The sequence below is a fragment of the Thermosynechococcus sp. PKX95 genome, from assembly GCF_031583295.1.
Classification (GTDB): Bacteria; Cyanobacteriota; Cyanobacteriia; order Thermosynechococcales; family Thermosynechococcaceae; genus Thermosynechococcus.
The window spans coordinates 1,829,763-1,855,702 of sequence record NZ_CP134171.1 but is presented as its reverse complement, the minus strand read 5'-3'; the positions used below and the strand labels follow the sequence as shown (position 1 = coordinate 1,855,702).

25 protein-coding genes, 2 tRNA genes, 3 pseudogenes and 1 CRISPR repeat array are annotated in these 25,940 nt (G+C 53.5%); of the genes and pseudogenes, 15 read left to right on the top strand and 15 right to left on the bottom strand.

Annotated elements, in window-relative coordinates:
• Nucleotides 1-125: 125 nt before the first annotated feature.
• On the top strand, nt 126-1,376 hold the full coding sequence (locus tag RHH81_RS09115) for a SufS family cysteine desulfurase (protein ID WP_310743550.1): 1,251 nt from the start codon (nt 126-128) through the stop codon (nt 1,374-1,376).
• Here the strand turns inward: RHH81_RS09115 and RHH81_RS09110 are convergent.
• The 5 genes and pseudogenes from RHH81_RS09110 to RHH81_RS09090 all read right to left on the bottom strand — a co-directional run bounded on the left by RHH81_RS09110 (nt 1,373) and on the right by RHH81_RS09090 (nt 4,640).
• Nucleotides 1,373-2,731, bottom strand: a complete 1,359-nt coding sequence (locus RHH81_RS09110; RefSeq protein ID WP_310742939.1) for an OB-fold nucleic acid binding domain-containing protein — start codon at nt 2,729-2,731, stop codon at nt 1,373-1,375. The genes RHH81_RS09115 and RHH81_RS09110 overlap by 4 nt on opposite strands.
• Before the next feature lie 27 nt (nt 2,732-2,758).
• Nucleotides 2,759-3,391, bottom strand: coding sequence for a hypothetical protein (locus RHH81_RS09105; protein ID WP_206199907.1), 633 nt, complete (start codon nt 3,389-3,391; stop codon nt 2,759-2,761).
• Nucleotides 3,388-3,618 (bottom strand): annotated as a pseudogene (locus RHH81_RS09100) (nucleotidyltransferase substrate binding protein); the annotation flags it as partial. The gene RHH81_RS09105 and the pseudogene RHH81_RS09100, both read right to left, overlap by 4 nt.
• Nucleotides 3,619-3,764: 146 nt before the next feature.
• Nucleotides 3,765-4,076, bottom strand: a complete 312-nt coding sequence (locus tag RHH81_RS09095) for a nucleotidyltransferase domain-containing protein (protein WP_310742938.1) — start codon at nt 4,074-4,076, stop codon at nt 3,765-3,767.
• 18 nt (nt 4,077-4,094) lie between these two features.
• The gene (locus tag RHH81_RS09090) at nt 4,095-4,640 is read right to left on the bottom strand and encodes an Npun_F5560 family protein (RefSeq protein WP_149818787.1); all 546 of its coding nucleotides are present in this window, start codon (nt 4,638-4,640) and stop codon (nt 4,095-4,097) included.
• A 59-nt stretch (nt 4,641-4,699) separates the two neighbouring features.
• Here RHH81_RS09090 and rsmH point away from each other — a divergent pair, with 59 nt between their 5' ends.
• The 7 genes and pseudogenes from rsmH to RHH81_RS13035 all read left to right on the top strand — a co-directional run.
• Nucleotides 4,700-5,572, top strand: coding sequence for a 16S rRNA (cytosine(1402)-N(4))-methyltransferase RsmH (gene rsmH, locus RHH81_RS09085; RefSeq protein ID WP_206199904.1), 873 nt, complete (start codon nt 4,700-4,702; stop codon nt 5,570-5,572).
• Nucleotides 5,573-5,660: 88 nt separating this feature from the next.
• On the top strand, nt 5,661-6,101 hold the full coding sequence (locus RHH81_RS09080) for a hypothetical protein (protein WP_310742937.1): 441 nt from the start codon (nt 5,661-5,663) through the stop codon (nt 6,099-6,101).
• A gap of 9 nt (nt 6,102-6,110) precedes the next feature.
• Nucleotides 6,111-7,877 (top strand): penicillin-binding protein 2, encoded by a 1,767-nt coding sequence (locus RHH81_RS09075; RefSeq protein WP_302678125.1) that lies wholly within the window; start codon nt 6,111-6,113, stop codon nt 7,875-7,877.
• A 24-nt stretch (nt 7,878-7,901) separates the two neighbouring features.
• Nucleotides 7,902-8,453: a photosystem II reaction center PsbP gene (gene psbP / locus RHH81_RS09070; RefSeq protein WP_310453708.1), complete on the top strand. Its 552-nt coding sequence runs from the start codon at nt 7,902-7,904 to the stop codon at nt 8,451-8,453.
• A 10-nt stretch (nt 8,454-8,463) separates the two neighbouring features.
• Nucleotides 8,464-8,536: transfer RNA gene (locus RHH81_RS09065), tRNA-Ala, on the top strand.
• A gap of 176 nt (nt 8,537-8,712) precedes the next feature.
• Nucleotides 8,713-9,015, top strand: a complete 303-nt coding sequence (locus tag RHH81_RS09060; protein WP_206199900.1) for a hypothetical protein — start codon at nt 8,713-8,715, stop codon at nt 9,013-9,015.
• Nucleotides 9,003-9,200 (top strand): annotated as a pseudogene (locus RHH81_RS13035) (hypothetical protein); the annotation flags it as partial. The gene RHH81_RS09060 and the pseudogene RHH81_RS13035, both read left to right, overlap by 13 nt.
• Nucleotides 9,201-9,380: a CRISPR direct-repeat array (repeat unit 37 nt; unit sequence GTTTCAATCCTCGATCGCCCCGAAGGGCGATCGCAAC).
• A 64-nt stretch (nt 9,381-9,444) separates the two neighbouring features.
• Here the strand turns inward: RHH81_RS13035 and cas5c are convergent.
• From cas5c to RHH81_RS09040, 4 genes and pseudogenes are all read right to left on the bottom strand, one after another.
• Nucleotides 9,445-10,038 (bottom strand): annotated as a pseudogene (gene cas5c / locus RHH81_RS13030) (type I-C CRISPR-associated protein Cas5c); the annotation flags it as partial.
• Nucleotides 10,039-10,127: 89 nt separating this feature from the next.
• Nucleotides 10,128-12,347 (bottom strand): CRISPR-associated helicase Cas3', encoded by a 2,220-nt coding sequence (gene cas3 / locus RHH81_RS09050; RefSeq protein ID WP_310743549.1) that lies wholly within the window; start codon nt 12,345-12,347, stop codon nt 10,128-10,130.
• 242 nt (nt 12,348-12,589) lie between these two features.
• Complete coding sequence (locus RHH81_RS09045; protein WP_310742936.1) at nt 12,590-13,711, bottom strand: aldo/keto reductase; 1,122 nt, start codon at nt 13,709-13,711, stop codon at nt 12,590-12,592.
• Between the two features lies 1 nt (nt 13,712).
• Nucleotides 13,713-14,228, bottom strand: a complete 516-nt coding sequence (locus RHH81_RS09040; protein WP_206201676.1) for a bifunctional nuclease family protein — start codon at nt 14,226-14,228, stop codon at nt 13,713-13,715.
• 261 nt (nt 14,229-14,489) lie between these two features.
• Between RHH81_RS09040 and wecB the strand changes: the two genes are divergently transcribed.
• Nucleotides 14,490-15,614, top strand: coding sequence for a non-hydrolyzing UDP-N-acetylglucosamine 2-epimerase (wecB, locus tag RHH81_RS09035; protein ID WP_206199897.1), 1,125 nt, complete (start codon nt 14,490-14,492; stop codon nt 15,612-15,614).
• 26 nt (nt 15,615-15,640) lie between these two features.
• Entirely contained in the window at nt 15,641-16,291 is a 651-nt protein-coding gene (locus RHH81_RS09030; protein ID WP_302676061.1) for a diacylglycerol/polyprenol kinase family protein, read from the top strand.
• Here RHH81_RS09030 and RHH81_RS09025 read toward each other — a convergent pair.
• Together RHH81_RS09025 and RHH81_RS09020 are read right to left on the bottom strand one after the other, a co-directional pair.
• Nucleotides 16,278-16,922: an alpha/beta hydrolase gene (locus RHH81_RS09025; protein WP_206199896.1), complete on the bottom strand. Its 645-nt coding sequence runs from the start codon at nt 16,920-16,922 to the stop codon at nt 16,278-16,280. The genes RHH81_RS09030 and RHH81_RS09025 overlap by 14 nt on opposite strands.
• A gap of 1 nt (nt 16,923) precedes the next feature.
• Nucleotides 16,924-17,877, bottom strand: a complete 954-nt coding sequence (locus tag RHH81_RS09020; protein ID WP_315862887.1) for a LysR substrate-binding domain-containing protein — start codon at nt 17,875-17,877, stop codon at nt 16,924-16,926.
• 95 nt (nt 17,878-17,972) lie between these two features.
• Between RHH81_RS09020 and RHH81_RS09015 the strand changes: the two genes are divergently transcribed.
• Nucleotides 17,973-18,719: a pentapeptide repeat-containing protein gene (locus RHH81_RS09015; protein WP_206199895.1), complete on the top strand. Its 747-nt coding sequence runs from the start codon at nt 17,973-17,975 to the stop codon at nt 18,717-18,719.
• Nucleotides 18,720-18,728: 9 nt separating this feature from the next.
• Here RHH81_RS09015 and ispF read toward each other — a convergent pair whose 3' ends face one another.
• The 3 genes from ispF to uvrB all read right to left on the bottom strand — a co-directional run bounded on the left by ispF (nt 18,729) and on the right by uvrB (nt 21,969).
• Nucleotides 18,729-19,211, bottom strand: a complete 483-nt coding sequence (ispF, locus tag RHH81_RS09010) for a 2-C-methyl-D-erythritol 2,4-cyclodiphosphate synthase (protein ID WP_302678113.1) — start codon at nt 19,209-19,211, stop codon at nt 18,729-18,731.
• An 80-nt stretch (nt 19,212-19,291) separates the two neighbouring features.
• Complete coding sequence (apcB, locus tag RHH81_RS09005; protein ID WP_149818761.1) at nt 19,292-19,801, bottom strand: allophycocyanin subunit beta; 510 nt, start codon at nt 19,799-19,801, stop codon at nt 19,292-19,294.
• A 158-nt stretch (nt 19,802-19,959) separates the two neighbouring features.
• Nucleotides 19,960-21,969, bottom strand: a complete 2,010-nt coding sequence (uvrB, locus tag RHH81_RS09000) for an excinuclease ABC subunit UvrB (protein WP_206199894.1) — start codon at nt 21,967-21,969, stop codon at nt 19,960-19,962.
• 360 nt (nt 21,970-22,329) lie between these two features.
• On the opposite strand from uvrB, the gene pyrR reads away from it, so the two are divergent.
• A complete protein-coding gene (pyrR, locus tag RHH81_RS08995; protein WP_302676066.1) occupies nt 22,330-22,872 on the top strand; it encodes a bifunctional pyr operon transcriptional regulator/uracil phosphoribosyltransferase PyrR in 543 nt (180 codons plus the stop codon).
• A gap of 15 nt (nt 22,873-22,887) precedes the next feature.
• Nucleotides 22,888-23,682, top strand: coding sequence for a site-specific DNA-methyltransferase (locus tag RHH81_RS08990; protein ID WP_206199892.1), 795 nt, complete (start codon nt 22,888-22,890; stop codon nt 23,680-23,682).
• 113 nt (nt 23,683-23,795) lie between these two features.
• On the opposite strand, the gene RHH81_RS08985 is transcribed toward RHH81_RS08990, so the two are convergent.
• Nucleotides 23,796-23,882, bottom strand: a tRNA-Ser gene (locus tag RHH81_RS08985).
• Between the two features lie 137 nt (nt 23,883-24,019).
• On the opposite strand from RHH81_RS08985, the gene RHH81_RS08980 reads away from it, so the two are divergent.
• The gene (locus RHH81_RS08980; RefSeq protein ID WP_206199891.1) at nt 24,020-25,009 is read left to right on the top strand and encodes a cysteine synthase A; all 990 of its coding nucleotides are present in this window, start codon (nt 24,020-24,022) and stop codon (nt 25,007-25,009) included.
• A gap of 88 nt (nt 25,010-25,097) precedes the next feature.
• The gene (locus RHH81_RS08975) at nt 25,098-25,937 is read left to right on the top strand and encodes a M48 family metallopeptidase (RefSeq protein ID WP_225901546.1); all 840 of its coding nucleotides are present in this window, start codon (nt 25,098-25,100) and stop codon (nt 25,935-25,937) included.
• Nucleotides 25,938-25,940 lie beyond the last annotated feature (3 nt).

The following is a 25,940-nucleotide window of genomic DNA, read 5'->3' as shown; positions in this document are numbered from 1 at the left end:
TTCCTGTTCAGCCTCAAACCACCTTCTGCGAGGGGGAAGGGAGTATAGTGAGAAATGTATCCCTGCAAATGCCGTGGGGACTTGCTAGGAAATTCCTGAATGTTACTGATGTCACCACAACCACTATGACGATCGCCCCGAGCCGCTCCCTCGCTGACCTTTGCCGTGCTGACTTTCCGATTTTGGCGCGACAGGTGCACGATCGCCCCTTGATTTACTTTGACAATGCAGCCACCTCCCAAAAGCCCTTGGCAGTTCTCAATACCCTTGAGGACTACTATCGTCGCTACAACTCCAACGTCCATCGGGGCGTACATACCCTGAGTGCTGAGGCGACCACGGCCTACGAAGGGGCACGGGAAAAAGTGGCGCGTTTTGTCAATGCCCCCCATGCCGAGGAGATTATCTATACCCGCAATGCCAGTGAGGCGATTAACCTCGTGGCCTATAGTTGGGGCATGAATACGCTGCAGGCAGGGGATGAAATGATCCTGACGGTGATGGAGCACCACAGTAATTTGATTCCGTGGCAGTTTGTGGCTCAGAAAACCGGTGCTCGCCTCAAGTTTGTCGAACTGACGCCAGAGCAAACGTTTGATCTCAACCACTACGAAAGTCTTTTGAGCGATCGCACGCGGTTAGTGGCCGTCGCCCATGTATCCAACACGCTGGGGTGCCTGAACCCGATTCCCGAGATTGTGCGTCTTGCCCATGCCAAGGGGGCGCGGGTACTGGTGGATGCCTGCCAAAGTGTGCCTCACCTCCCCATTGATGTGCAGCAGTTGGGCTGCGATTGGCTGGTGGCCTCCGGTCATAAAATGTGTGCACCCACGGGCATTGGTTTCCTCTGGGGACGCGCGGAACTCCTGCGGCAAATGCCCCCCTTCTTGGGCGGTGGCGAAATGATTGCCGATGTCTTTCTCGACCATGCCACCTATGCCGATATTCCCCATAAGTTTGAGGCGGGAACGCCAGCGATTGCGGAGGCGATCGCCCTTGGGGCAGCGGTGGATTATCTGAGCCAGTGGGGGATGGAGCGCATCCATGCCTACGAACAGGAACTCACCGCCTATCTCTTTGAACGCCTCCAAGAACTGCCCGGTGTCACCCTCTATGGCCCGAAGTCCGGCGATCGCGCTGCCTTGGCCAGCTTTACCGTTGGTGAGGTGCATCCCCACGATCTCTCGACCATCCTTGATCAGTCGGGGATTGCCATCCGCGCAGGACACCACTGCACACAGCCTTTGCACCGCCATTTAGGGGTTCAGTCCACGGCACGGGCCAGCCTCTATTTCTACAACACCCGCGCTGAAATTGATCAGTTTATTGCTGCCCTTGGGGAAGCCATTGCCTTCTTTAGGGATGTCTTTGCCTAGAGCTTGAGACTCAACAGTTCACTCGCTTCAGCCTGAAAACCGGCACTAGCAAGGGCATGGCGTGCGCGATCGGCATCTTCAACGCGAAACTGTGGTCCTAGGCGTACGTACTGGGCATGGTAGCCATCGGTCACTTTGACCACTACCGGCACCTTGGGCATGTCGCCCACCTGTTGTTTGAGCACTTCCGAGAGGCGACTTTGGGCTTGAATGTCCCCCGCTTGCTCAACAGGCAAATCCACAAGCACCAGCTTCACCGCTTCAAGGGGTTCGGCATCTTCAATCAGGAGTTGGGGGCGATCGTCGCGCATCTCTAGGGTGCCCCACAGCAGTAGCCGATGATCAAGCTGTAACTGCCCATGAATGCGCTCGTAGGCTTTGGGAAAGACGACAGCTTCCGCTTGACCCGTGAGGTCTTCCAACTGCACAATGGCCATCCGCTCGCCGCGCTTAGTGGTAATGGGCTTGAGTCCTGTGAGCAGGGCAATGACACTCACTATCCCTTGACCTGTGTGCTGCTCGAGATCCGCCAAGCTAATAGGGGCAATCATGGCCGCTGGCCGATGAATATCCTTGAGGGGATGGTTCGACACATAAAATCCCAGTAGGTCTTTTTCTTGGCGGAGCTTTTCGGCATCCGGTAGGTCGTCCACTGGGGGCGCACTGGGGGCTGGGTCATAGCTACCGCCGGATTCATTGCTGGAGCCACCCGCCAACATATCAAAGAGGTTGACTTGCCCCACCGCCCGATCCTTGGCGCGCGCCTGTGCCCACTCCAGCACGAGGGGGAGATCCTGCATCAGTTGGTTGCGGTTGCGCTGCGGATGCAGACTATCCATGGCACCACAGGCAATCAGGGATTCAAGGGCACGACGGTTGAGAATGCGACTATCGCCCCCCGCACGCGGAACCCGTTCGCAAAAATCCGCCAAACTTTGAAAGGCACCCCCCTCTGCCCGTGCCTGCAAAATGGCCTCAATCACTCCCTGACCAACATTGCGTACGGCCGACAGACCAAAAAGAATTTTGTCCCCCACGGGCGTAAAGTCAATATCCGAGCGATTCACATCGGGGGGAAGAACCTCAATCCCCATGCTGAGGCAGGTGGCAATATAGCGCTGTACCTTGTCTTGGTCGCCACTATTCGCCGTGAGCAAGGCGGCCATGTACTCGACGGGAAAGTTGGCCTTGAGAAAGGCGGTTTGATAGGTCACATAGCCGTAGGCCGTGGAGTGGGACTTGTTAAAGCAATTGGCGGCGATCGCTCCATTGGCCAAGAGAAAATTGTGATCCCCAGCTAAACCAATGTCATAGACCGGTTGCCAACCCACTAGCCGCCGGCGGACAATCTTCACGCTTCACTTTTCCAAACGCTGCGCTCTCTATTCTAATCGCCGCACTGTCTCGCGAGCGGGAATCCGCAGATCCCGCAGGGGCATGGCGCTTAAACACTGGTAGTGAGCTGTGAACCAATCAGGCGTTTGCACACCAATACTGGCTAGGGCCGCCACGGTTGGAAAAGGCCACAGTCGCTCAAAGATCACTTCCCCCTGCCAGCCAAATTGCAGAAAATAGCAGCCCACCGGTGCCTGTAAGTGATCTAGGAGTCGCCGTCCGAGGGCATAGAGGGTTTGTCGCTGGCGATCGCTGGCATGGATAGGTAACTGCCATGTCCCTTCAAGGCAGCCAATGATTTCGCCAAAGAGCGTCCCCTTTGCCGTTTGCGCTAGTGGCAACTGATAGAGACCCCCTGTGCTGGTTCGTATCCCCCACTGGGTAACCAAGGCACGCAACGCTTGACACTGCTGCCAAAGCTCGGATGATGCCCAATGGGTGAGGCTATAGTCTAGCACCTGCGGTTGGGGAGCGATCGCGATCGGGGCATCGAGAGGACAGATGGCAATCTCGGCACTGTCTTGGCACTGTTGCAGCAGGGGTACCACTTGGGTCGCGACTTGATCCGCAGACAGTTCAGCTTCCCTTGGCTGTGCCGCACACCAAATCCGTATTTTCAATCCTCTAATCCTCCTGCTGCGAGGGCAGCTAACCAGCGATCCATGAGCATGGCGTGCTGTGCTAACCGCGAGAAAATTGCATCTGCCAAGGTCTCATTGTAGGTGTAGACGGTTAAGTTACGATCATCCACCATTTTTAGCGCTAAACGGCCTTCCTCTGGAGTAAGTAGGCCAACAGCCAAGCAAGCACGGATCACGCCCTTCGGTGAGGCGATGTCTAATCCTTCGCGTTCCCGTAGATATAGTTGTGCTGCTTTCCAGACGGCTTCTAGGGTGTATTCAAATCGCTAAATTGCAGCATCCCGAATAATCGTATCTGTGCGCTTACCCAAGGGCAATTCTTGCAAAGCAGCTAGCGCTCTTTGGGCAACCACTAATCGTTCCCTGAGCCGATCCACTCAATTCCCTCTGCAATCACTCGCGATCGAAAGTCGGCGGACACTTCTGATAAATCCACGACATCGACTGGATAGATCAAATTGGACATCTCTAGGCGCTCCCGCAACTCACTCAACAGCCCCACGGGCAGTGGTGCAAGGGGCAAAATCCCGACATCTAAGTCAGAGCTTTGGCAGAGAGCACCACGGGCAGCCGAGCCGAATAGATAGACCTTGACGGGAAACCCTGTAAAAAAGTCTTCTAGTATTTTTTTGAGTTCCCGTAGATCTTCGTTGGCAGCGGTCACGCTTTGATTCCTGTCCACCTAGGTATTAAAGCTGGGAATCAAGCCAACGCGCGCAGGTTGCAATGAGGGGAATCCCTGCTGTTGTTGCTGGCGGGCTTGAGCGGCCAAGAGGGTTTGCAGATTCCGCAGTTCGGCACGCAGTTGCGCGTTTTCTTTTTCGAGGCTTTCAATTTTGAGTTTCACTTGACTCAGCCGCTCACTAAATTTTTGCCGATAGACTTCGGGCATTTCTTGGATGACGCGCTCTAGCATCTCATTGCGATCGCTCAATTCAATGACTTGAGCTTTCAATTCATTCATTTCCGCTTCACGACTTTGGCTCTGCTGCTGGTAGGCAAGGATCTGTTCTTGATAGGCAGCAATTTGTGCTTCCACCTGTTGCACTTGGGCTTGCAGCAACTTCAGGGCTGCGGCATTGGCTGCCTCGGTCTTGCGGGCTTGGTAAAAGCGCACAAATAACTCAGGATGCTGCACCATGAGTTGATAGAGTTCCTCTGAGAGTTGCTGCACGAGTTGATCCCGTATCAGCAGTTCATCGGCTAAGTTGAGGGAAGTATCGTTCACGGCGGCTGCTCTCCAAGGGACTGTGCTGTGGCAAATTTTACGCTGGTTCTGATCCGCTCATGCAAGATTTGGAATTTTCCACCTACCATCAACCGGTACTGGCAAGCGCAGTTCTGGAGGCATTGCAACCCAAGGCCGGGGGACTCTATTTGGATGCAACGGTGGGAGGTGGCGGCCACACGGCACTGCTATTGCGCAGTGAACCTACCTGTCGGGTGCTGGCGATCGATCAAGACCCGATGGCTCTAGCGGCGGCTCAGGAATTCCTCGCCCCCTTTGGCGATCGCGTCCAGTTTTGGCACGGCAACTTTGCTGATCTGCCTGTGGCTGAGCCGATGTTTGATGGCATTCTCGCAGATTTAGGAGTGAGTTCCGCCCAGTTGGATCGTCCAGAGCGGGGCTTTAGTTTTCGCTTTGATGCCCCCCTCGATATGCGCATGAATCCCGCTAACCCTTTGACAGCGGCAACGGTGATTAATCACTACAGCGAGCGAGAACTGGCGGATATTTTCTACGAATATGGCGAAGAACGCTTTGCCCGCCGCATTGCTCGCCACATTGTTGCCCGTCGTCCCCTTGCCACCACCCAAGAACTGGCGCAGTTGGTTGCCCACTGCCTCAAAGCTTCTCCGCGGCAACGCATTCATCCAGCCACACGGGTTTTTCAGGCCTTGCGGATCTATGTGAACCAAGAGCTAGCGGTACTCGACCAATTTTTGGCGCGATCGCCCCAATGGTTAAAGCCCGCAGGGCGCATTGCCGTCATTAGCTTCCATAGCTTGGAAGATCGGCGGGTGAAGCAGGCGTGGCGTGGCAATCCCCTCTTGGCAGTTGTGACTCGTAAACCGATTGTGGCGGATGCAGCGGAAGTTGCTCTCAACCCGCGATCGCGATCGGCAAAGCTACGAATTGCAGCGCGTACTTTTGCATGAATTGCCCGAATGATGGTTTATTTATGGGTATCTTTACAGTGCGTCATAATCTTTTAGGGTAATAAATTGCTGAGGAGTGCTGGAGTCTATGGTTGCTGCCCCTAAATTCAAATCCCGATTTATTCCCCAATCGTCGCCAACACTGACGGAAATTCGGCCTCTCCCCAAGCCGCAAATGCCCCTGTGGCAAAAAACTTTGCTGGGGATTCAATGGGTTTCTGGGGTGGCAGCCACCGGTGCCCTTGTGGCTGTACTGCCTCTCTATGGTTGGTCAGCCCTCTCTGAGCAGCAGTGGAGTCAAGCCTATGACCGCTTAGAAACCCTCAAACGGCAGGAGCGGGAGCTACTGGTGAGCAATGAAACCCTCCGCTATCGGGTGACGCAGCAAGTCCAGCGCGCGCCCCAAGGTCTCGTGCCCCAAACCCCGCAACACGTTCTTTTTGTGCCCAATGAGGGCAAGATGGCTGCCAAAACTCATTTTGAACAGCTCCCCGTGACACCACCACCGCAGCGCACTGTCAATTACTGATCGCTATCCATGACAACGGCCCGCCCCCAAAACCAATCCCTGCCCCCCTTGCGAGTTGGCTTGATCTTTGGCTTTTTGCTGATGGTGATGGGGGGTGTGGTTGCTCGCCTAGTTTATTTGCAAGTGGTTCAGGGGAAAACCTTAGCGGCACGGGCACAGCAACAACAACGGCGCTATACTCCGCCAACCTTGGCACGCTACCCAATTACCGATCGCCGAGAGACGGTTGTTGCTCTCGATCGGCCTGTGTTTACCCTCTTTGCCCATCCAATTCAGTTCAAAGTGGAGCGGCGGGCGATCGCCCGCGATCTGGCCCCTTTACTCAAGCAATCTCCAGAGCAACTGTTGGCCAAGTTCAGTACCTACCCAACGGGGGTACCCATTGCCTACGACATTGATGAGGAAACTGCTGCTAAAATTCGCGCTTTGAACTACGATGGGCTAGAACTCAACCAAGCGTGGCAGCGCATTTATCCGCAGCAGGAACTCATGGCGGGCGTTGTCGGCTATGTGGATCGTGACCACCAAGGTCAAGCGGGGATTGAGTTTAGCCAAAACCAGTTTTTACAGGTTTCCCATAACCGCCAGCTCCTATCAACCAATGCTTTGGGTCAATGGTTACCTGCCCTTGCCCCTGCGGATCCGCGTGCTTTGAGTCAGGGGTACCATGTGCGCCTCACGATTGATACTCGTTTGCAACAAACAGCACGCCAAGCCCTGCAACAGCAGTTACGCAAATTCAACGCTAAGCGGGGCACGGTCATTGTCCTAGAAGTGAAAACTGGTGCCCTGCGGGCACTGGTCTCAGAGCCTTCCTACGATCCTAATCATTACTACCGGGCTGATCCAGCCCTTTTTCGCAACTGGGCAGTCTCGGATCTCTATGAGCCGGGATCAACCTTTAAGCCGATCAACACCGCGATCGCCCTTGAACTCAATGCCATTACTCCCGATACAGTGCTGCCCGATGAGGGGCGGATTACGGTGGGGGGCTGGCCAATTCAAAACAGTGATTTTAGCCAACGCGGCGGCCGCGGTGCCCTCAATATTGCCCAAATTCTCGCCTACTCCAGCAATGTGGCCATGGTGCACATGATGAACCGCATTCCCGCCCGCCACTACTATCGCTATCTGCATCGCTTGGGGCTGACCGAGAAGGTGGGCAGTGATCTCCCCTTTGAAACCGCCGCCCAGTTAAAGCCCCCGGAGCAATTTATTAACTACCCCATTGAACCGGCAACAACGGCCTTTGGCCAAGGCTTTTCCCTGACGCCGCTGCATTTGGCTCAACTATTGGGGGCGATCGCCAACGGGGGAGAGATGGTCACTCCCCATGTCATTGATGGCCTCTACGATGAAAATGGCCAACTGCAAAAACGCCTTGAGCAACGCCCCCCTCGACGGGTCTTCTCGCAGCGCACCAGTCAAGCAGTGGTCAGAATGCTGGGAGAAGTGGTGCGCTTCGGTACAGGGAAACCCGCCCATATTCTCGGCTACCGCTTGGGGGGTAAAACCGGCACAGCACAAAAAGCAATTGGCGGTACCTACAGCAATCTGCGCATCACGAGCTTTGCGGCTATTTTTCCCCTTGATCAGCCGCAGTATGTGATTTTGGCGGTAGTGGATGAACCCAAGGGGGATGATGCCTACGGTTCAACGGTGGCGATTCCGATTGTGCGAGCGGTAACGGAGTCCCTGATTACGATTGAGGGCATTCCCCCCTCACATCCAGAGGAATTGCGCCGCCCCGCTACGCCAGCTTCAGTGTCACAATAGGGGAGAACAGCGCAAAAGGACGGTATGATTCAACGGTTTTTTGCCACAGCGTTGGCGATTCTTGTGATGTTGCTGGGGGGGTGTTCGGCCACCAGTGGGCTACAGGCCTATGTGGATAGCTACGATGGCTATGAGTTTCTCTACCCCCGCGGTTGGGTACAAGTACAGGTGGATGACCCCGTGGATGTGGTCTTTCACGACATTATCGAGACGACAGAAAACGTCAGTGTGGTTGTGAATACGGTTTCCAGCACAAAGTCTCTTGAGGAATTGGGATCCCCTGAGGAGGTGGGCGATCGCCTGCTGCGAAATATCATTGCCCCAACTGAAAGCGGGCGCAGTTCTGCCCTGATCTCCGCGACCTCCCAAAAGGCAGATGACAAAACTTATTACATTCTGGAGTATGCCGTCACTCTGCCGGGGGATGGGGACAATGCTCAGCAGCGACACAATTTGTCGAGTATTGCTGTGAGCCGAGGCAAGGTCTATACTCTGAGTGTTTCAGCTCCAGAGGAGCGATGGCCAAAGGTAGAAGACCAATTTAAGACCATCGTGTCCTCGTTTACCGTATATTAAAGAAAGAATCGGGGAGTTAGCTCAGTTGGTAGAGCGTCGCGATCGCACCGCGAAGGTCAGGGATTCGAGTTCCCTACTCTCCATATTTTTGCCCCCTTTTCAATCCTCGATCGCCTCGTTTCAATCCTTGATCGCTCCGAAGGACGATCGCAACCTCATTCAATGGGGCGAGTCATTCGTATTGAATAGTTTCAATCCTCGATCGCCCCGAAGGGCGATCGCAACTCCGATAGACACCCCTTGCTACCACAGTAGTTTCATGAAATTTGAAATTTCTACACCGCTTGGATTTACGGTTAGAACCTCTGAGGAGTATTGGCAACGGCTGCTCATCAAGCACCCTGATATTGAGGAGTTGGAAGATTGTGTGCGGTTGGCTCTTTCTACACCAGATGAGGTTCGTCGCAGTAGCCGAGATTCAGGAGTATTATTGTTTTATCGGGTACAGCGAGAAAAACGTTGGGTTGTTGCAGTGGCACGACGCTTAAATGGAGATGGTTTTTTAATCACTGCTTATCAAACTGATGCCATTAAAGAAGGGGAGAGAGTGTGGCTCAAATAAGAGTATTTTATGAGCCAGAAACAGAGCTGTTAAGTGTATTCTGGCAAGTTCCACGAAGAAACCAAGTTGCGACAGAACTTGGAGATGGGGTGATTTTGTTCAAGGATGGGGTGACTGGGGAGCCAATTGGTTTAGAAATCCTGTCATATCGTCCCGGGGACGATCGCTTTGATGCTGTGAGTGTCGTTTCAATCCTCGATCGCCCCGAAGGGCGATCGCAACCTCACTAAGGCAGTATTTTGCAAACTGGGGCGAGTTTCAATCCTCGATCGCCCCGAAGGGCGATCGCAACTGCCTTTACCTCCGTTTGTGCCGCCAAATAAGGGGTTTCAATCCTCGATCGCCCCGAAGGGCGATCGCAACTTGGGACACCCTTGAGACACCATTAATCAATCGCGCATGGAAAAACTTTGGCTCTGCTTTCCCAGTAGTTAAATGGGCGCCATTGCCATCGTGGCGCCAGTAGCTGAGGGTCTTTACCTTGGTATCCTGCTCATAGACGACATCCAGCAACATCCACCCCAAATCATCACTGTGGGCAATCGGCTGATCCGCTGGCGTAGGTTCCTCAAAGAAGGCACTAAATTCACGAGTACCTAGGTAAGGCTGGTGGTGGCATTGCCCCTTCCTGACCCGACGGCGAAACTGCTCACAGTACTTGGCAATGTCAGCATTGACATGGGGACGTAGAACAATCTGAGCCTTGATCACATAGGCCACATCCCGCAGTGCTAGGGTATGGCGCTGGGCACGATCTTCATCAGCAAAATAGCGGTAGCTCTCTTGACGGGCGGCGCAATCGCTTTGCAGAGAGTTGACCTCATTGCGGGTAATTGAAAAATGACGAATCGGCTTCAGAACGTGGATTTCTTCCACTTGCCAAATAAACTCAGGTTTCCAAAAAATCGCCTCCAACACCCCCCGCGCGGCACTAGGTGTCATCACTGGATAGCTCACCCGCTCCACCTTAAAGGCAGGATTGGTGAAGCAAGCATAATCCCCCCAAACTTTAACACTGAGCATTGATTTGATTTTAATTGTTATCGCCAGCTTACTTTTGATTGGCTTAGGAAAGCCGATGATGCCGTTCCTCTAGTTTAACTCTGACTGACCTAAAAAATAAGATCGCTGGGATCTGCGACGATGGGGCTTGTTGCGATCGCAATCCCTTTGAGAGGGTCATAGTCACCCTGCCAAGCCCAGAGGCCGGCAGCAATCAGTTCCCGCAGGTGCTCAGTGTCATGAAATTCCTTGGTGCGTAGGTTGACAAGGTAAGGCTGCAATGCGCGGATTTCTTTTGCCCTTAAGCCGCGTTGCTGAATACGGCGAATTAACTGTTTTACTTGATTGTGTTCATCTTTATTTTTTGCTTGATCGGGCACAATGACAACTGGATACGTGTGATCCTCGATGAGACGAAAGCGTTGCGCAACTTCGGGAAAGTTGAATGCCTGACGATACTGCTGAATTTTTTCGGTATCAAGATCATGAACTTGGTAAAGCTGCTGGAAATACCTCTGAAAAACTGTAGGGTCATTTAGGTCAACCATGGCTTGCCTGAGTAAAGTGCGAGTAGTTTCAACAGCGGTGCAATACTCCCCTTGAGGCGTGCGACCCTCTTGGGGGTCAAAAATCACGACTCGTCCCAAGGATGAACGTTGCCCTTCACGGTTACAGCGACCTGCCGCCTGCACAATGCGATCCAGTGACCCCATGGCACGATAAACGACCGGAAAATCTAAATCTACACCCGCTTCGACCACTTGAGTAGAAATAAGCCAGCAGGGTTGATTGTTTCGCAGGCGATCGCGCACCTCCTGTAGGACGGCTTGCCGATGGGCACCGTAGAGCAATGTTGAAAGATGAAACTGGCGATCGTGCTCCTCCTCACCCAAGGCATCCAGAATAGCAAGCGCATCTTTGCGGGTATTCACCACGACGAGGGCTTGATGTTGCTGCTTCAAATCCGCCACAAGGTCTTGCCATGACCACGGGGTTGGCGGCTGCTCATAATTGACCCGCTTCAGGGTGCAGAATTGTTGTTGAGCTTCTTCAGGCGGAATGATATCCCTGACATTGTCAAATCCCTCTAGGTAGGGCGTTGTCCCAGCTAAGGCGGGCTGCGTTGCCGTACAGAGCACAACCGTGACTCGATACCGCGCTACTAGTGTCTTCAGAACACTCAGAATAGGAGCTAACAGTTTCAGCGGCAGGGTCTGTACCTCATCTAAAATAATTACACTGTTGACAATGTTGTGAAGTTTGCGGCAACGGCTGGGGCGATTGGCAAATAGGCTTTCAAATAGTTGCACCGTCGTGGTGACAATCAGCGGTGCATCCCAGTTTTGAGCTGCTAGGCGGGCACAGGCTTGGAGCGATCGCGCATCATCTTCATTCTGAAAATCTGTTTGCACCGCGCTGTGGTGCTCCAGAACAGTGTCTTCACCCAGAATCTCCCGATAGACGGCGACTGTTTGCTCAATAATGCTGGTGTAGGGCACCGCAACAATGACGCGATCTAACCCATGTGTTAAAGCATGCTGAAGGGCAAAGGCTAGACTGCTGCGGGTTTTACCACCGCCAGTGGGGACTGCCAAGCGAAAGACTCCCTGCGGCTCCTTGGCTGCGGTCAAGCAATGGTGATAAACATCCTTACGAACCGTATTAACAGGGGTGTTTAGGCTATTGGCCATCAATTGAGTCTGATTCGCTGCAAACGCTGACCATAGCTGCTGTAGGCAGGGGTACTGCCCCCGTTGGGCTGCGGCGGTTGGATCAAAATGGGATTCCGTATCAAGGTAGTCCGCATCCACTAAGCAGGAAAACAGCAAGCGCAGGAACAGTTCAGTATTTAATTTACGAGTTGCAATGTCTAGCTCAGGGCTAGCAATGGAAGTTAACTCTTTTTGAAAATCTGCTGACGGGTCTAAATCAATCCCATCCGCCTTGGCTAGGCCTTTAATATGCTCGTAGGTTACCCGATCAACCTCCGCCAACCGATTCTGCAAATCTGCCATATTAGGCAGGCCGCTATGGTGGCCATAGATCATTGGTGCAAGAGGCTGACACTTCTGGAAAGCGAGGAGCGCACCATACTTAGCGTGAGGGACTTTCTCTTTAACAGCTTGATTTTGGGTACAGGCTTGGAGATAAGCCTGAAAATCAGGGTTGTATTTGCCTAAGTCGTGCCAAAGGCCACCATAGTTGCCCAGTTGAGGTGTACCTAACTTTCCAGCCAGCTTCGACGCTCTACCAGCCACTTTAGAAAGATGCGCTGACAGGGAATGCCATTGACCATCTTGGTTTGGAGTATGAGCATAGTAATTTGACATCATTTCACATAATTCTTTCTCAGCTTATATACTTCACATTGAGATTGAGAGAAAGAATTTTAACCCAACCTTGACAATACTGCGCAACATTGTGGCGGGATGACAAGCTATCTTCACTTTAGATTTTAGCGAAGTCCCTGAGTTGGGAACAGGACGGGAATATTGGGATTGACCCATACTTGACAGTTGAGTTCGGTACTGGGTGGGAAAATAGGAAGTTTTTTCGATTTTTGATTATTTGATTAAATGTTCTGCCAAAGGCGGGTTCGCGAGCTGCCCTGCAACTGCTCATGGGTTTCGCGCAATAGCCGAGGAATCTCCAAGCCACTGGGACAGCGGGGCAAACAATCGCCACATTCAGTACAGCGGTTGGCGGGTTGACCGGGAAACCAATGCCCGGCACGACCAAACATCCCATAGCGATACTTGCCAAATTCTGTCATGTCGTAGGCGACGGCTAAGTTGTGAAGCCGCAGCACTTCGGGGATGTGAATTTCCTCAGGGCAGGGCAAACAAGCATAACATTGTTGACACAAATCGGTGCCCAAGGTTTCCTGCATCACTGCTTGCAGGCGATCGCCCACCGCTTGCTCTTCAGCGCTCAGGGGTGCCACCTGATCAGCCACGGCCAAGGGAAAGGCCAACTCGGCAACGGTGGCCGGTCCAATACTCAAGGTGGTGATGGCCGGCTGACTCAGCAACCAGCGATAGCTCCAATGGAGAGGGTGAAAGGGCGCACAGAGGTCTTGGAGCCGTTGGGAAGGCCGGTAGAGTTGTCCCCCTTTATCGGCTGGCGAAATGATAAAAATCCCCATATCCCGCTCGGCAGCAGCGGCGATCGCTGGGGCATTGCGTTGCTGAAAGTAGGTGTAATGGAGATTCACAAAGTCAAATTGGTTGCTAGCGATCGCCCGCAAAATCACAGATAACGATCCATGACTGGAAAAGCCTAAAGCACCAATTACCCCCTTTGCTTGCAATTGCTGCAGCCTTATCATCCCCTCAGTGCTCAGCCATGCGAGATGCTCAGGGGTGTTGAGGCCATGGAGGGCGACACCATCTAACCGTGAGACTTGAAGACGCTCAAGGGATTGAGCAATTTGCCGCTGGACGTGATCCGCATCCCCTTGGGGCAAGAGTTTAGTGGTGATAAAAACGGGGGGCTGACCCAGTGCCTTGAGGGCACGACCAATATAGGCTTCACTGGCACCGTAGGCGGCGGCGGTTTCAATGTGGTTCATGCCGTGGGCGATCGCCCCCTCAATGACCGCCTGCATCACCTCTGGACTGCCCAAGGCACGCATCGTTCCAAGGGAAAAAACCGAGAGGTTCAGCCCCGTGCGACCAAAGCGGCGGTAGCGCATTCTAGCCTGCGGAGGAATCCTCTTCCATTCCCCGGCCCTGCTGAATAAAATCTTCAGGGCGAATCGAATCTAAAAAGCGGCGAAAGGCTTGGCGTTCTTCCTCGTCAGCATCGCGATCGACGGGAATCGAGGCATCGGCAACAACCGCTTCCATCACCCAAATCGGGCAATCACAGCGCAGGGCAAGGGCAATGGCATCGCTGGGACGAGCATCAATCTCTTTACGAGTTTCTCCTTGGCGCAGGGTGAGCACTGCATAGTAGGTGTTGTCTTCCAAGGAATGGATCACCACCCGCTCTAGGGTCATATTCCATTCGTTGAGAATGTTGACCATCAGATCATGGGTCATCGGTCGCGGTGCTCGTTGATTTTCCAAGGCCATTAAAATTGCCCGCGCCTCATTATCACCAATCCAGATGGGCAGTGCTCGCCGTCCAGCACCGTCTTTGAGTAAGACAATTGGCGTGCGACGGTTAGTGGCATCGAGGGCAATCCCAGCAACGGTCATTTCAATCATGGCCACCTCAGCGAGCGCAATGGCGGTGCATTCCCTTCTATTATTAACATACAGTCCTTCCCACCAAGATGGCACACCCCTACCACTGTAAGACTCCCTATGGGGGAAGTAACGGAGGGGCGACGCGCAGGCATTCCTTGGGACTCCATGCTTTAGAAAAAGACTGGCGAACGACGGAATCATGGGCAGTGGCAACTAGACACTTTTTTGACGCTCGCTTCTCGGTACACTAAAGTTATTATTTTTGGTATTTAGACGGCTATGATTGCTTCCCCGATCCCGATCTGCATTACGTTGGGTACGCGCCCGGAGGCAATCAAATTGGCATCGGTCATTCAAGCCTTCCAGCGATCGCCCCTGTTTGAACCCTACGTTGTCCTCACGGGACAGCACCGCGAAATGGTGGATCAAGTGATGGCACTGTTTGACCTGCGGGCAGATCGGGACTTGGCCATTATGCAGCCAAAGCAAACCCTGACCGAAATCACCTGTCGTGCTCTCCAAGGCTTGGAGCAACTCTATCAAGAACTCCTGCCCCGTCTTGTTTTGGTTCAGGGGGATACAACAACCGCCTTTGCCGCTACCCTTGCCGCCTTTTATCAGCAGATTCCTGTCGGCCATGTGGAAGCGGGCTTGCGCACCGACGATCTCTACAACCCCTATCCAGAAGAAGCCAACCGCCGCCTTATTTCCCAATTAGCGCAGTTGCATTTTGCCCCTACGGAACAAGCCGTCAAGAATCTTCAGGCGGCCGGGGTCACGGGTAGCATTCACTTGACGGGCAATACCGTGATTGATGCCCTGCTGCAAGTGGCCGATCGCCAGCCAGTGTGCCATGTCCCCGGCCTTGACTGGCAACAGTATCGCGTGATCCTCGCTACCGTTCACCGACGGGAAAACTGGGGTGCCCCCCTAGAAGACATTGCCAATGGCTTCCTGAAAATCTTAAACACGATTCCCGATACCGCTTTGCTCTTGCCCCTGCACCGCAATCCCACTGTGCGTGAACCCCTCAAAGCCTATTTGGGGCATCATCCCCGCGTTTTTCTGACGGAGCCACTGGACTATCCTGCTCTTGTGGCAGCGATTAAGGGAGCAACGCTCCTGCTGACGGATTCCGGTGGTCTCCAAGAGGAAGCCCCTAGCCTTGGTAAACCGGTACTGGTGTTACGGGAAACCACTGAGCGGCCGGAAGCGGTCACCGCTGGCACTGCTAAACTGGTGGGCACGTTTGCGGATACGATTGCCGCGGCAGCCATTGAACTGCTCACGGAGCCAGTGACCTACAACCGCATGGCGACGGCGATTAATCCCTTTGGCGATGGTCATGCCAGCGATCGCATCCTTGAGATTGTGACCCAGTTTTTTGCCCAGCAGACACAGTAAGGAGCCACGGCCATCTGAGGATAGCAATGACAATGTTCTGGGCAGGAATTTTGGTCACCAGTTGGCTGGGCTTGGTGCTGTTAACCGCAGAACTGATTCACGCTTGGCTTCCCAATGCCAAGGAATGGTCACGGAAAGTGGTTCACATTGGTGCCGGTCAAGTGATTCTCATTGCCTATGCCTTGGGAGTACCCACGAGTTGGGGAATTGTGGCCGCAGCGATCGCTGGCGTCGTCACACTGCTTTCTTACCGCATACCGATTTTTCCCAGTATTAGTGGCGTGGGGCGTCAAAGCTGGGGCACCTTTTTTTATGCGGTGAGTATTGGCACATTAATGGCGCTCTTTTGGAACACGCTGCCGGAACTGGCGGTTCTGGGAATTTTAGTGATGGCTTGGGGAGATGGCTTGGCTGCCCTTGTGGGGATTAACTGGGGACGCCATCCCCTGCCGCGAACCAGTAAAAGCTGGGAAGGAACCCTGACCATGTTCTGTGTGAGTACCGTGGTGGCGGCTCTATCCCTCACCCCCATTGCGACCTTAGAGTTGCTCTGGATTGCCCCCTTAGTAGGTCTGGGTGCGACCCTTTTGGAACTGATTGCTTGGCGAGGGGTTGATAATCTCACAGTTCCGATCGGTAGCGCTTTGCTTGCCTATGGGTTACTCAATTTGAGTTGATGTTAGGCAGGGTCTTCTCAATAAACTGGCGGGCGATCGCGATCGCGTCTCCATTAATTTCATGGGCCATGGGTAGGGCATGAAACGCTCCCTTCACGCCTGCCGCTTGCAGGGCTTGCCAACTGGCTTGGGCACTGGCAAAGGGCACGACAGGATCGGCTGTGCCATGGATCATCAGCACGGGCGGTGAGGTAGAGCTTACCCCTGGCGGGCGCACCAAATAGCCACTAAAGACCAACAACCCTGCCAAGGGCAACGTTAACCCCACAGCCAATGTCAGTGCTCCCCCTTGGGAAAACCCCCCTAACATTGTGCGGCTCAGATCAATGGGCAAGCTGGCAATCCACTGCCGCAGTGCCGCTTCACTGGTGGCTAGATCCATTGCCCGCTCATCGAGCAGTAATGAGCCACTGAGGGCATCGTGCTGATTCAAGTCGTACCACATCCGCCCTTGGGGGACGTAAGGATGGGGAAAGGGGGCTTCCGCTGCATAGGTTTGGGCTTGGGGAGCCAGCAACGATCCAAGGGAAATCAGATCTGCGGCATTGGCACCCCAGCCGTGGAGCAATAGAAGGCTGTGATCTGCCGCGATCGGCGGATCGGGAAAGGTGAGAAATTGGAGGGTTGTCATGCTAGACGGGGTTGAGTTCCTTGGCCGGCGCCACACTAGGATAGGTGAGGCTCGATTCAATCATTTCCCGACCCTCGGTGGACACATAGTCAAAGAAGGCCTGAGCCACAACCGACAGTTGTTTGCCCGCAGGATAGACCAAATGCCAGTGCCGCTGAATCGGGAAATGTTCGACATCGAGAATCGTCAACTGGCTGGACTCGCGATCAAGGGCTAAGCAGTGGTGAGACAGGACAGAAATCCCTAGGCCGCCAGCGATCGCCTGCTTAATGGACTCGTTACTTCCCAGCTCAAGGCGGATATTGATCGGCACACCGTGCTCTGCAAAGAGCTTCTCCACCGCTTGGCGGGTGCCCGATCCCTGCTCCCGCATAATAAAGGGTTCTCCCGCCAGTTCTTGGATCGGGATTTTACTGCGACCACTGAGGCGATGGTGACTGGGGGCAACCACCACTAAGGGATTATCCAAAAAGCGGTGGCACTCCACATCCAGATTCTCCGGTGGGCAACTGGGAATATAGAGATCGTCCATATTGCCTCGAATGCGCTCTACCACCTGTTCATGGTTGGTGACCGTCAGGGCAACATCAATCCCCGGATAGCGCTGGCAAAATGGCCCCAGCAGCCGCGGAATCACATATTTGGCCGTGGTAATGACACACAGCCGCAAGTGTCCCTGCTTGAGACCCTTGAGATTAGCAACGGCCATTTCAAAGCGCTCAAGGCGCTCAAAGATGTCTTGGCAGGTGGCCAGCAGTTCCTTGCCGGCTTCTGTCAGATAGAGCCGCTTGCCCACTTGCTCAAAGAGGGGCATACCAACGGCACGGGTCAACTGCTTCATTTGAATCGAAACGGTGGGCTGCGTCAGAAAGAGTTCCTCGGCAGCGCGGGTAAAACTTCCGTGGCGAGCAGTGACCTCAAAAACCTTAAGCTGATGTAGGGTTGCTTGTTTCAAACCCATTCTCCTTTCGTCAGCGATAGGGCTACATAGACGAAATTCTATCAAATTTCGCGCCACGATAACGAAATGTGAAGAATCTCAAGGCAAGAATGATGATCAAAGGGCACTTAAATCAGGTAATGAGCGATCGCCTGCGGGGGGGAAAAGACCTCTGGAACGAATGGCGGCGAGCTTATCCTCAGCTTACTGTAGATTTGAGTGAAATGAATCTTACGGGCATGGATCTGCGGGGCTATGACCTGCGGGGCTGCAATCTCAGCCGTGCCTGTCTGCGAGAGGTGAACCTTGCCCACGGGGATTTGCGCTTTGCTAACCTCTATGAGGCGGATCTGACAGCGGCGAACCTCGATGATGCCGATTGCCGAGGGGCGTTGTTCTTAAAAGTGGTGGGCGATCGCGCCACTGCCCAGCGGGCAAATTTTCAACTGGCCAACTTGCAGTACGCTCGGTTGACCTATGCCGATTTCTCTTGGGTCACTCTTGAACAGGCGGATTGTCGCCACAGCAATTGGTGTCAAGCAGATCTCAGCCATGCCCGCGCCGCTGCCAGTGATTTTTCCTTTGCGCTGCTGATGGCAGCCAGTCTCAATGAAGCTACGCTGCGGTTTGCGCAACTGGTGCAGGCTTGTCTTGAGGGGGTTCAGGCTTACCGCTGCAACTTCTATGCGGCCAATTTAGCCTATGCGGGACTGACGCGGGGCTATTTTTCCCATGCCCTTTTTGTGCGCGCCAACCTCAGTCATGCCATCTGTCGCTGGGCCAATTTTCGCCATGCCAATCTTCAGCAAAGCCAGTGCGAGCAAACGGATTTTCACTACAGCCTGTATGTTCGCTAGTAGTTCATCTTAAGCTTCTGACTGGAGCAGCGCCACGGCATAGGCGGCAATGCCCTCTTCACGCCCCACTGGCCCCAGTTTTTCATTGGTGGTGGCTTTGATACTAATCTGGTCGCGATCAATCCCTAGGGTGGTTGCAAGGCGATCGCGCATCTGGTCGAGGTAGGGTTTCAGCTTCGGACGCTCTGCCACCACTACGGCATCAATGTTGCCCACTTGCCAACCCCGTTCTGCAATCAGTGCCGCTACTTTCGCCAGCAAGACTTGGCTATCTGCCCCTGCCCATTTGGGATCACTGGGGGGAAAGTAATGGCCAATATCGCCAAGGCTGAGGGCTCCCAAAAGGGCGTCCATAATTGCGTGGGTGAGGACATCGGCATCACTGTGTCCCAAGAGTCCCAAGGTGTGTTCTAGTTTGATACCGCCTAAAATCAGAGGCCGCTCGGGCACCAATTGATGGATGTCGTAGCCATTACCAATGCGAATTTTCATACTTGCTGCACAGGACAACGAAGGGGCGATCGCCAATGCCACCGCCCTCTATTGTTGCAGAGTCTTCTATCTTGGCCAACCTAGATATTCACTTCACTCAGTTGCCGACACATGTAGTCAAAGGGTTGTTCGACAATACTCGTGTCCTCGATGCCCGCCGCTGCCACGCGATCGCGCACAATCTCCTTCATGATTTGAATGCCGCGCACCGTTGGTCCAATGGGTACCCCTAGGGAGTTGTAGGTTTCCCGCAGACCTTCGAGGACGCGCTCATTGAGGACATCCACATCCCCGGCCACAATGGCGTAGGTGGCATAGCGCAGGTAGTAGTCCATATCCCGCAGGCAGGTGGCATAGCGGCGTGTGGTGTAGGCATTGCCGCCGGGTTGAATCAGTTCCGGCTGCTCTGTGAAGAGGGCAGAACCCGCTTCCTTCACAATGGCTGCGGCATCGCCATTGATCACTGCTGCCGCTTTAACCCGTACCGCACCGGAATTAAAGTAGGAGCGCAAACTGTCAACAGCATCGCGATCGAGGTAGCGACCGGTGGAGTCATAGTTTTTAATCAGTGTGGTGACGGCATCACGCATAGGTTTTTCTTACTCCTAGAACTGGTAAAACTAGCGTCAACCCGAACGCCAGCCGAAATTGCGCGGATCTAAAATCGTACTTAGCTTATCACGGTAGGGTTTCTCCCCCTTCGCTCCCGTTTACGGACTGTTGCGAACTATTACAAAAGTTCATAATTCTAGGGGTGCCCCACGAGGCGATCGCGCAAACGCTTAATTTGATCGCGGTAGCGGGCAGCCTCCTCAAAGGCCAATTCTTGAGCAGCCGCCTTCATTTTCGCCTCAAGGTCTTGGATCAGTTGGGGGATATCCTCTAGGCTCAGTTCCTGTAAGGCTTGGGAAGATAAGACAGGCACCGACTCGGCATTGAGGCGGCGAGACACATCCAAAAAGGCCAAGATGGCATTGCTGGTTTTCTTGACAATGGGTTGAGGGGTGATGCCGTGGGCTTGGTTGTAGGCCAGTTGAATGGCGCGGCGGCGCTCTGTTTCTTGGATGGCTTTTTGCATACTGTCGGTGAGGGTGTCGGCATAGAGAATCGCCTGTCCACGGACGTGCCGGGCAGCACGGCCAATGGTTTGAATCAGCGATCGCTCCGCCCGCAGGAAGCCCTCTTTATCTGCATCAAGGATGGCCACCAAGGACACTTCAGGTAAATCCAGTCCCTCCCGCAACAGGTTGACACCAATCAACACATCAAAGTCCCCTTGGCGCAGGGCTTCAAGAATCTCAATGCGCTCAATGGCATTGATTTCTGAGTGCAAATAGCGCACTCGTACCCCCCGTTCTTGGAAGTATTCCGTGAGATCCTCGGCCATGCGTTTCGTGAGAGTAGTCACCAGTACCCGCTCTTGGCGATCGCACCGCAGGCGAATCTCCCCATAGAGATCATCCACCTGTCCTTGGGTGGGACGGACAAAAATTTCTGGATCCACGACCCCCGTCGGCCGAATAATTTGCTCGACAACTTGCCCTTCAGACACCGCCAATTCCCAATCGCCGGGGGTTGCCGAGACAAAAATACATTGCTTCACCTTTTGCCAAAATTCCTCCGCCTTCAGGGGGCGATTATCCGCCGCACTGGGCAGCCGAAAGCCGTGATCAATCAGCACTTTTTTGCGGGCTTGGTCACCATTAAACATCCCGCGAATTTGCGGCACTGTTACATGGGACTCATCCACCACCAACAGCCAGTCGTCAGGAAAATAATCAATCAAACACTCCGGCGGTTCCCCCGCTGCCCGGCCGGCGAGATGGCGTGAGTAGTTTTCCACACCGTTGCAATAGCCCACCTGTCGCAGCATTTCCAAGTCATAGCGGGTACGTTGACTCAGGCGCTGTGCTTCAAGGAGTTTATTTTGGGCTTCCAAGTAAGCCACTTGGGCTTGCAGTTCCGCTTCAATGGCAGCACAAGCCGCTTCCAGGCGTTCGGCAGGGGTGACAAAGTGCTTCGCGGGATAGATATTCAGGCGTTCGACACTCTGCAATGTTTCCCCCGTCAGGGGATCGACATAGCGAATCGCTTCAATGTCATCCCCAAAAAACTCAACCCGAATGATGCGATCCTCATAGGCTGGGCCGATTTCTAAAACATCTCCCTTGACACGGAAGCGCCCCCGCCCCAGTTCCACATCGTTGCGCGTGTATTGAATGGTGGCCAGTTGCCGCAGCAGTTGTCGCAGATCCGTTTCACTGCCCACCTCCAAGGAAATCGCCGCTTTGAGGTACTCTGCTGGAATACCCAAGCCGTAGATGCAGCTAATGGAGGCAACGACAATTACATCCCGCCGTTCAAAGAGGGAGCGGGTGGCCGAGTGTCGCAACATATCAATTTCTTCATTGATAGAGGCACTTTTTTCGATGTAGGTATCGGTAACGGGAATGTAGGCCTCGGGCTGATAGTAGTCGTAGTAGGAGATAAAGTACTCGACGGCATTTTCTGGAAAGAATGAGCGCAGTTCATTGCACAGTTGCGCCGCAAGGGTTTTGTTGTGGGCCAGCACAAGGGTCGGGCGGCCAAGGGCCTCGATCACGCGGGCGATCGTGTGGGTTTTGCCGGTGCCCGTTGCCCCCAGCAATGTTTGGAAGCGATATCCCGCCTGTACCCCTGCAACCAGTTTTTGAATGGCTTGGGGTTGATCTCCCGTCGGTTCAAAGGGAGCGTGAATACGAAAGGGAGTGCTGGTCATTGCCCAATTTCTAACGAATTCTTACCTAGCTTTTAGGGTAGTCGAGCAACGGAGGAGCGAGCCACCCAAAATCTTGTTCAGAAGGATTGAAGGCGCTTGAAACGGTCAAAACCACGTCCTCGCCTATTTGAGAAAGCAGCCCTAAGATTTGGTATTCTAAATAACAGTTTCTCGTGTATTGTAACAGTTAATTGCGCCAAATCTAAAGAATTGGTAAAAGCTTTCGCTCCCCCAAAATATCGGCAGTATCGTAGGGAAGCAAGATACCTCCTAACTGCGTCTTTGGCCCTACCCGCTTGGCGTAGGGTCTCTTTTTGCGGGAATTTCGCTAAAATCTGTGAATTCCCTACCGTGACGGCTATGGCTGGTGAAGTCGTTGAAATTCTCAGTGCCGATGATCTACGGCGCACTGTCACGCGCTTAGCCTCCCAAGTGGTGGAGAAGGCTCGCGATGCCCTCGACAAATTAGTGTTGTTGGGGATTCATACCCGTGGGGTTCCCCTTGCCAAGCTGTTGGGGCAACAAGTTGAACAACTGGAAGGAGTGAACCTCCCCATTGGTGAGTTGGATATTACATTTTATCGCGATGACTTGGATCGCATTGGCCCGCGCACACCGCGTCAGACCCTGATTCCCGTGGATCTCTCTGGGCGGATTGTGGTCTTGGTGGATGATGTGATTTTTAGTGGCCGCACGATTCGCTCTGCCCTCAATGCCGTCCATGATTACGGTCGCCCCAGTGCCATTTGGTTATTGGTACTCATCGATCGCGGGCACCGCGAATTGCCGATTCACCCCGACTTTACGGGTAAAGTACTGCCCACGGCTCGCGATGAAGTGGTCAAGGTACTCTTGCAGGGGATTGATCAGCGGGATGGGGTAGAGCTATGGAAACCCTCTTAATCTTGGGAAAACTCAATGCCATTCATCTCAAAAAAAGAAGCCTTCTTTCAAATGAAAGATACATGGCTATTCAATGCCAATAGCCTTGATGCTGATTTATTTACTGAGCCTTTTATTGACCTGATTGTGACTTCCCCGCCCTACAATGTGGGTCTTGAATATCGCTCAGTCAAAGATGATGTCCCCTACAGCGATTATCTAGAATTTAGTCGCGCTTGGCTGTCCAACTGTTTTCACTGGACAAAAACGGGCGGGCGGTTTTGCCTTAACATTCCCCTCGATAAAAACAAAGGGGGACAGCGCAGTGTTGGCGCGGATTTGACGGTTTTGGCTCAAGAGGTTGGCTGGAAATATCAGTCCACCATTGTCTGGAATGAGGGTAATATTTCGCGGCGGACGGCTTGGGGATCGTGGATGTCGCCCTCAGCACCCTATGTGATTGCGCCTGTGGAGTTAATTGTGGTGTTGTACAAAGAGGAGTGGCGGCGCAAGTCCGATGAAAAGGCCGATATTACTCGGGAAGAATTTATGGAATGGACAAACGGGCTATGGACATTCAGCGGCGAAAGCAAAAAAAAGATTGGTCACCCTGCACCGTTTCCAAGGGAACTGCCGAGACGATGTATCAAGCTCTTTAGTTTTCCGGGCGATATCGTCTTCGATCCCTTTTGTGGCAGCGGCACAACACTGGTGGAAGCTTTTGCCAACAAACGAAAAGGCGTCGGCGTTGAAATTGATCCTCGATATGCAGAACTGGCAAAGGAGAGACTCCTGAATGAGATTACACTTTTTGATGTGATCAATTTATAGGACTTTTCGAGCTTGACGGGTTCTATTAGCCAAGCTTCTAGGTCAGTCGTGCCACTACATCTATCGCTAGCTAAAGCGAGGTACCCGTTTTTCTAAACTATCGGGGACATCAACGGAGAGGGGGGGATTCGAACCCCCGTTAGGTGTTACCCTAAACTTGATTTCGAGTCAAGCGCATTCAACCACTCTGCCACCTCTCCAAGGATCTCCAATCATAGCAAAGGTGAATGCCAAAGGCACACTTCGCGATTGACTCCGTCACGCTCCCCCTCAAGGCAATTCTGGCGGCAAACCCCTTTACGATAAAAGTATTCAGTTAACTTAAAACAACGACGGCATGGATATTAAACAGGGTTTTGTCGGCACCGTCGGGCAGACGCCGCTGATTCGCCTCAACTACTTTAGTGACCTCACAGGCTGTGAAATTCTCGGTAAGGCAGAGTTCCTCAACCCCGGTGGCTCTGTTAAGGATCGGGCTGCCCTCTACATTATTGAAGATGCTGAAAAAAAGGGCCTTCTCAAACCCGGTGGTACGGTGGTCGAAGGCACAGCAGGCAATACGGGCATTGGCCTAGCCCACATTTGTAATGCCAAAGGCTACAAGTGCCTGATTGTGATTCCCAATACCCAATCTCAAGAAAAAATTGATCTGTTGCGTACCCTAGGTGCCGAGGTGCGCCCCGTTCCCGCTGTGCCCTACAAAGATCCCAATAACTATGTGAAGCTCTCTGGCCGGATTGCTGCGGAAATGGAGAATGCCATCTGGGCAAACCAGTTCGATAACTTGGCCAATCGCCAAGCCCACTACGAAACCACTGGCCCTGAAATTTGGCAGCAGACCGATGGCCGCATTGATGCGTGGGTAGCAGCTACTGGCACGGGAGGCACCTATGCGGGGGTGGCGATGTACCTCAAGGAAAAAAATCCCGCGATTCGCACTGTGATTGCCGATCCCATGGGCAGTGCCATCTATAGCTATGCGAAAACGGGCACCCTCAGTAGCAGTGGCAGTTCCATTACCGAAGGCATTGGCAATAGCCGCATTACCGCCAACTTAGCAGGCGCTCCCATTGATGATGCGATTCAAATTGAGGATCAAGAGTGCCTTGAGATCATTTATCAACTGCTGCACTACGATGGCCTCTTTATGGGTGGCTCCGTCGGGATTAATGTGGGGGCAGCGGTACGCCTCGCCAAGGAACTCGGACCCGGTCACACAATTGTTACTGTGTTGTGCGATGGGGGTTCCCGCTATCAATCGCGGCTCTTTAATCCAGAGTGGCTGGCCAGTAAAGGGCTACGGGTGCCAGAGATTAAAAAACGTTAAGCCTTGGGAACAATGTCTAAAATAGAGGGGTCAGAAGGGGGCAAGTAGCCGCTAGGCGTGGGTGTGGACTTTACGCGAAATATTAGCCGTGAAAAAACAACGTTGGTTTCTCCTCTTTGCCAGCTTGGTCTGTGGGGTGGCGATCGCTCTCCATCCTGTGGCTGCACAGGCTCAAAATCTCTGGCAGCGGTTACTGTTGCAGGGGATTCAGGTCATCCAACTATCGAATATCTCGCCCCGCCAAGAGGTGGCCTTGGGGCAACAGATCCATGAGCAGATGCTGCGGCAAGGGATGCGCCTTGTTCGCAATCCCGCTGCGCAAAACTATGTGCATAGCATTGGTGACCGCTTGGTTAATGTCGGCGAACGTCGAGGTGTGCCCTACCAGTTTCACATCATCCAAGACCGCCAAGTGAATGCCTATGCCACAATGGGGGGCTTTGTCTATGTCACTACAGGGCTAATGCTGCGGGCGGAAAACGAGGCGGAACTAGCCAGCGTCATTGCCCACGAAATTGGCCACATTGATCAGCGCCATGTGATTCGTCAACTGCAACAAATGGCGATCGCCCAAGGCTTAATGACGGCTGCGGGCTTGGATCGCGATCGCGGGCTACAAATGGCCATGGAACTTGCCTTTCGACGTCCTCGCAGTCGTGAGCAGGAACTAGAGGCCGATCGCTATGGTTTGGGGCTATTGGCTCGCAGCAACTATGATCCACGGGCGATGGTGACATTTCTGCAGAAATTGCAACGGGAGGGAGGGGCACCGCCAACGATTTTGAGTACCCACCCTGCGCCGCGCGATCGCCAGTTGCTTGCTGAAAACTTAATTCGCTCTGGTTTGAGCAATGACTGTGTGGTTGCCCCCCAACCCCTGTGTGGCACCGATCCGGTGGCCTATCAACAACAACTGCGCTCCTTCTAATCT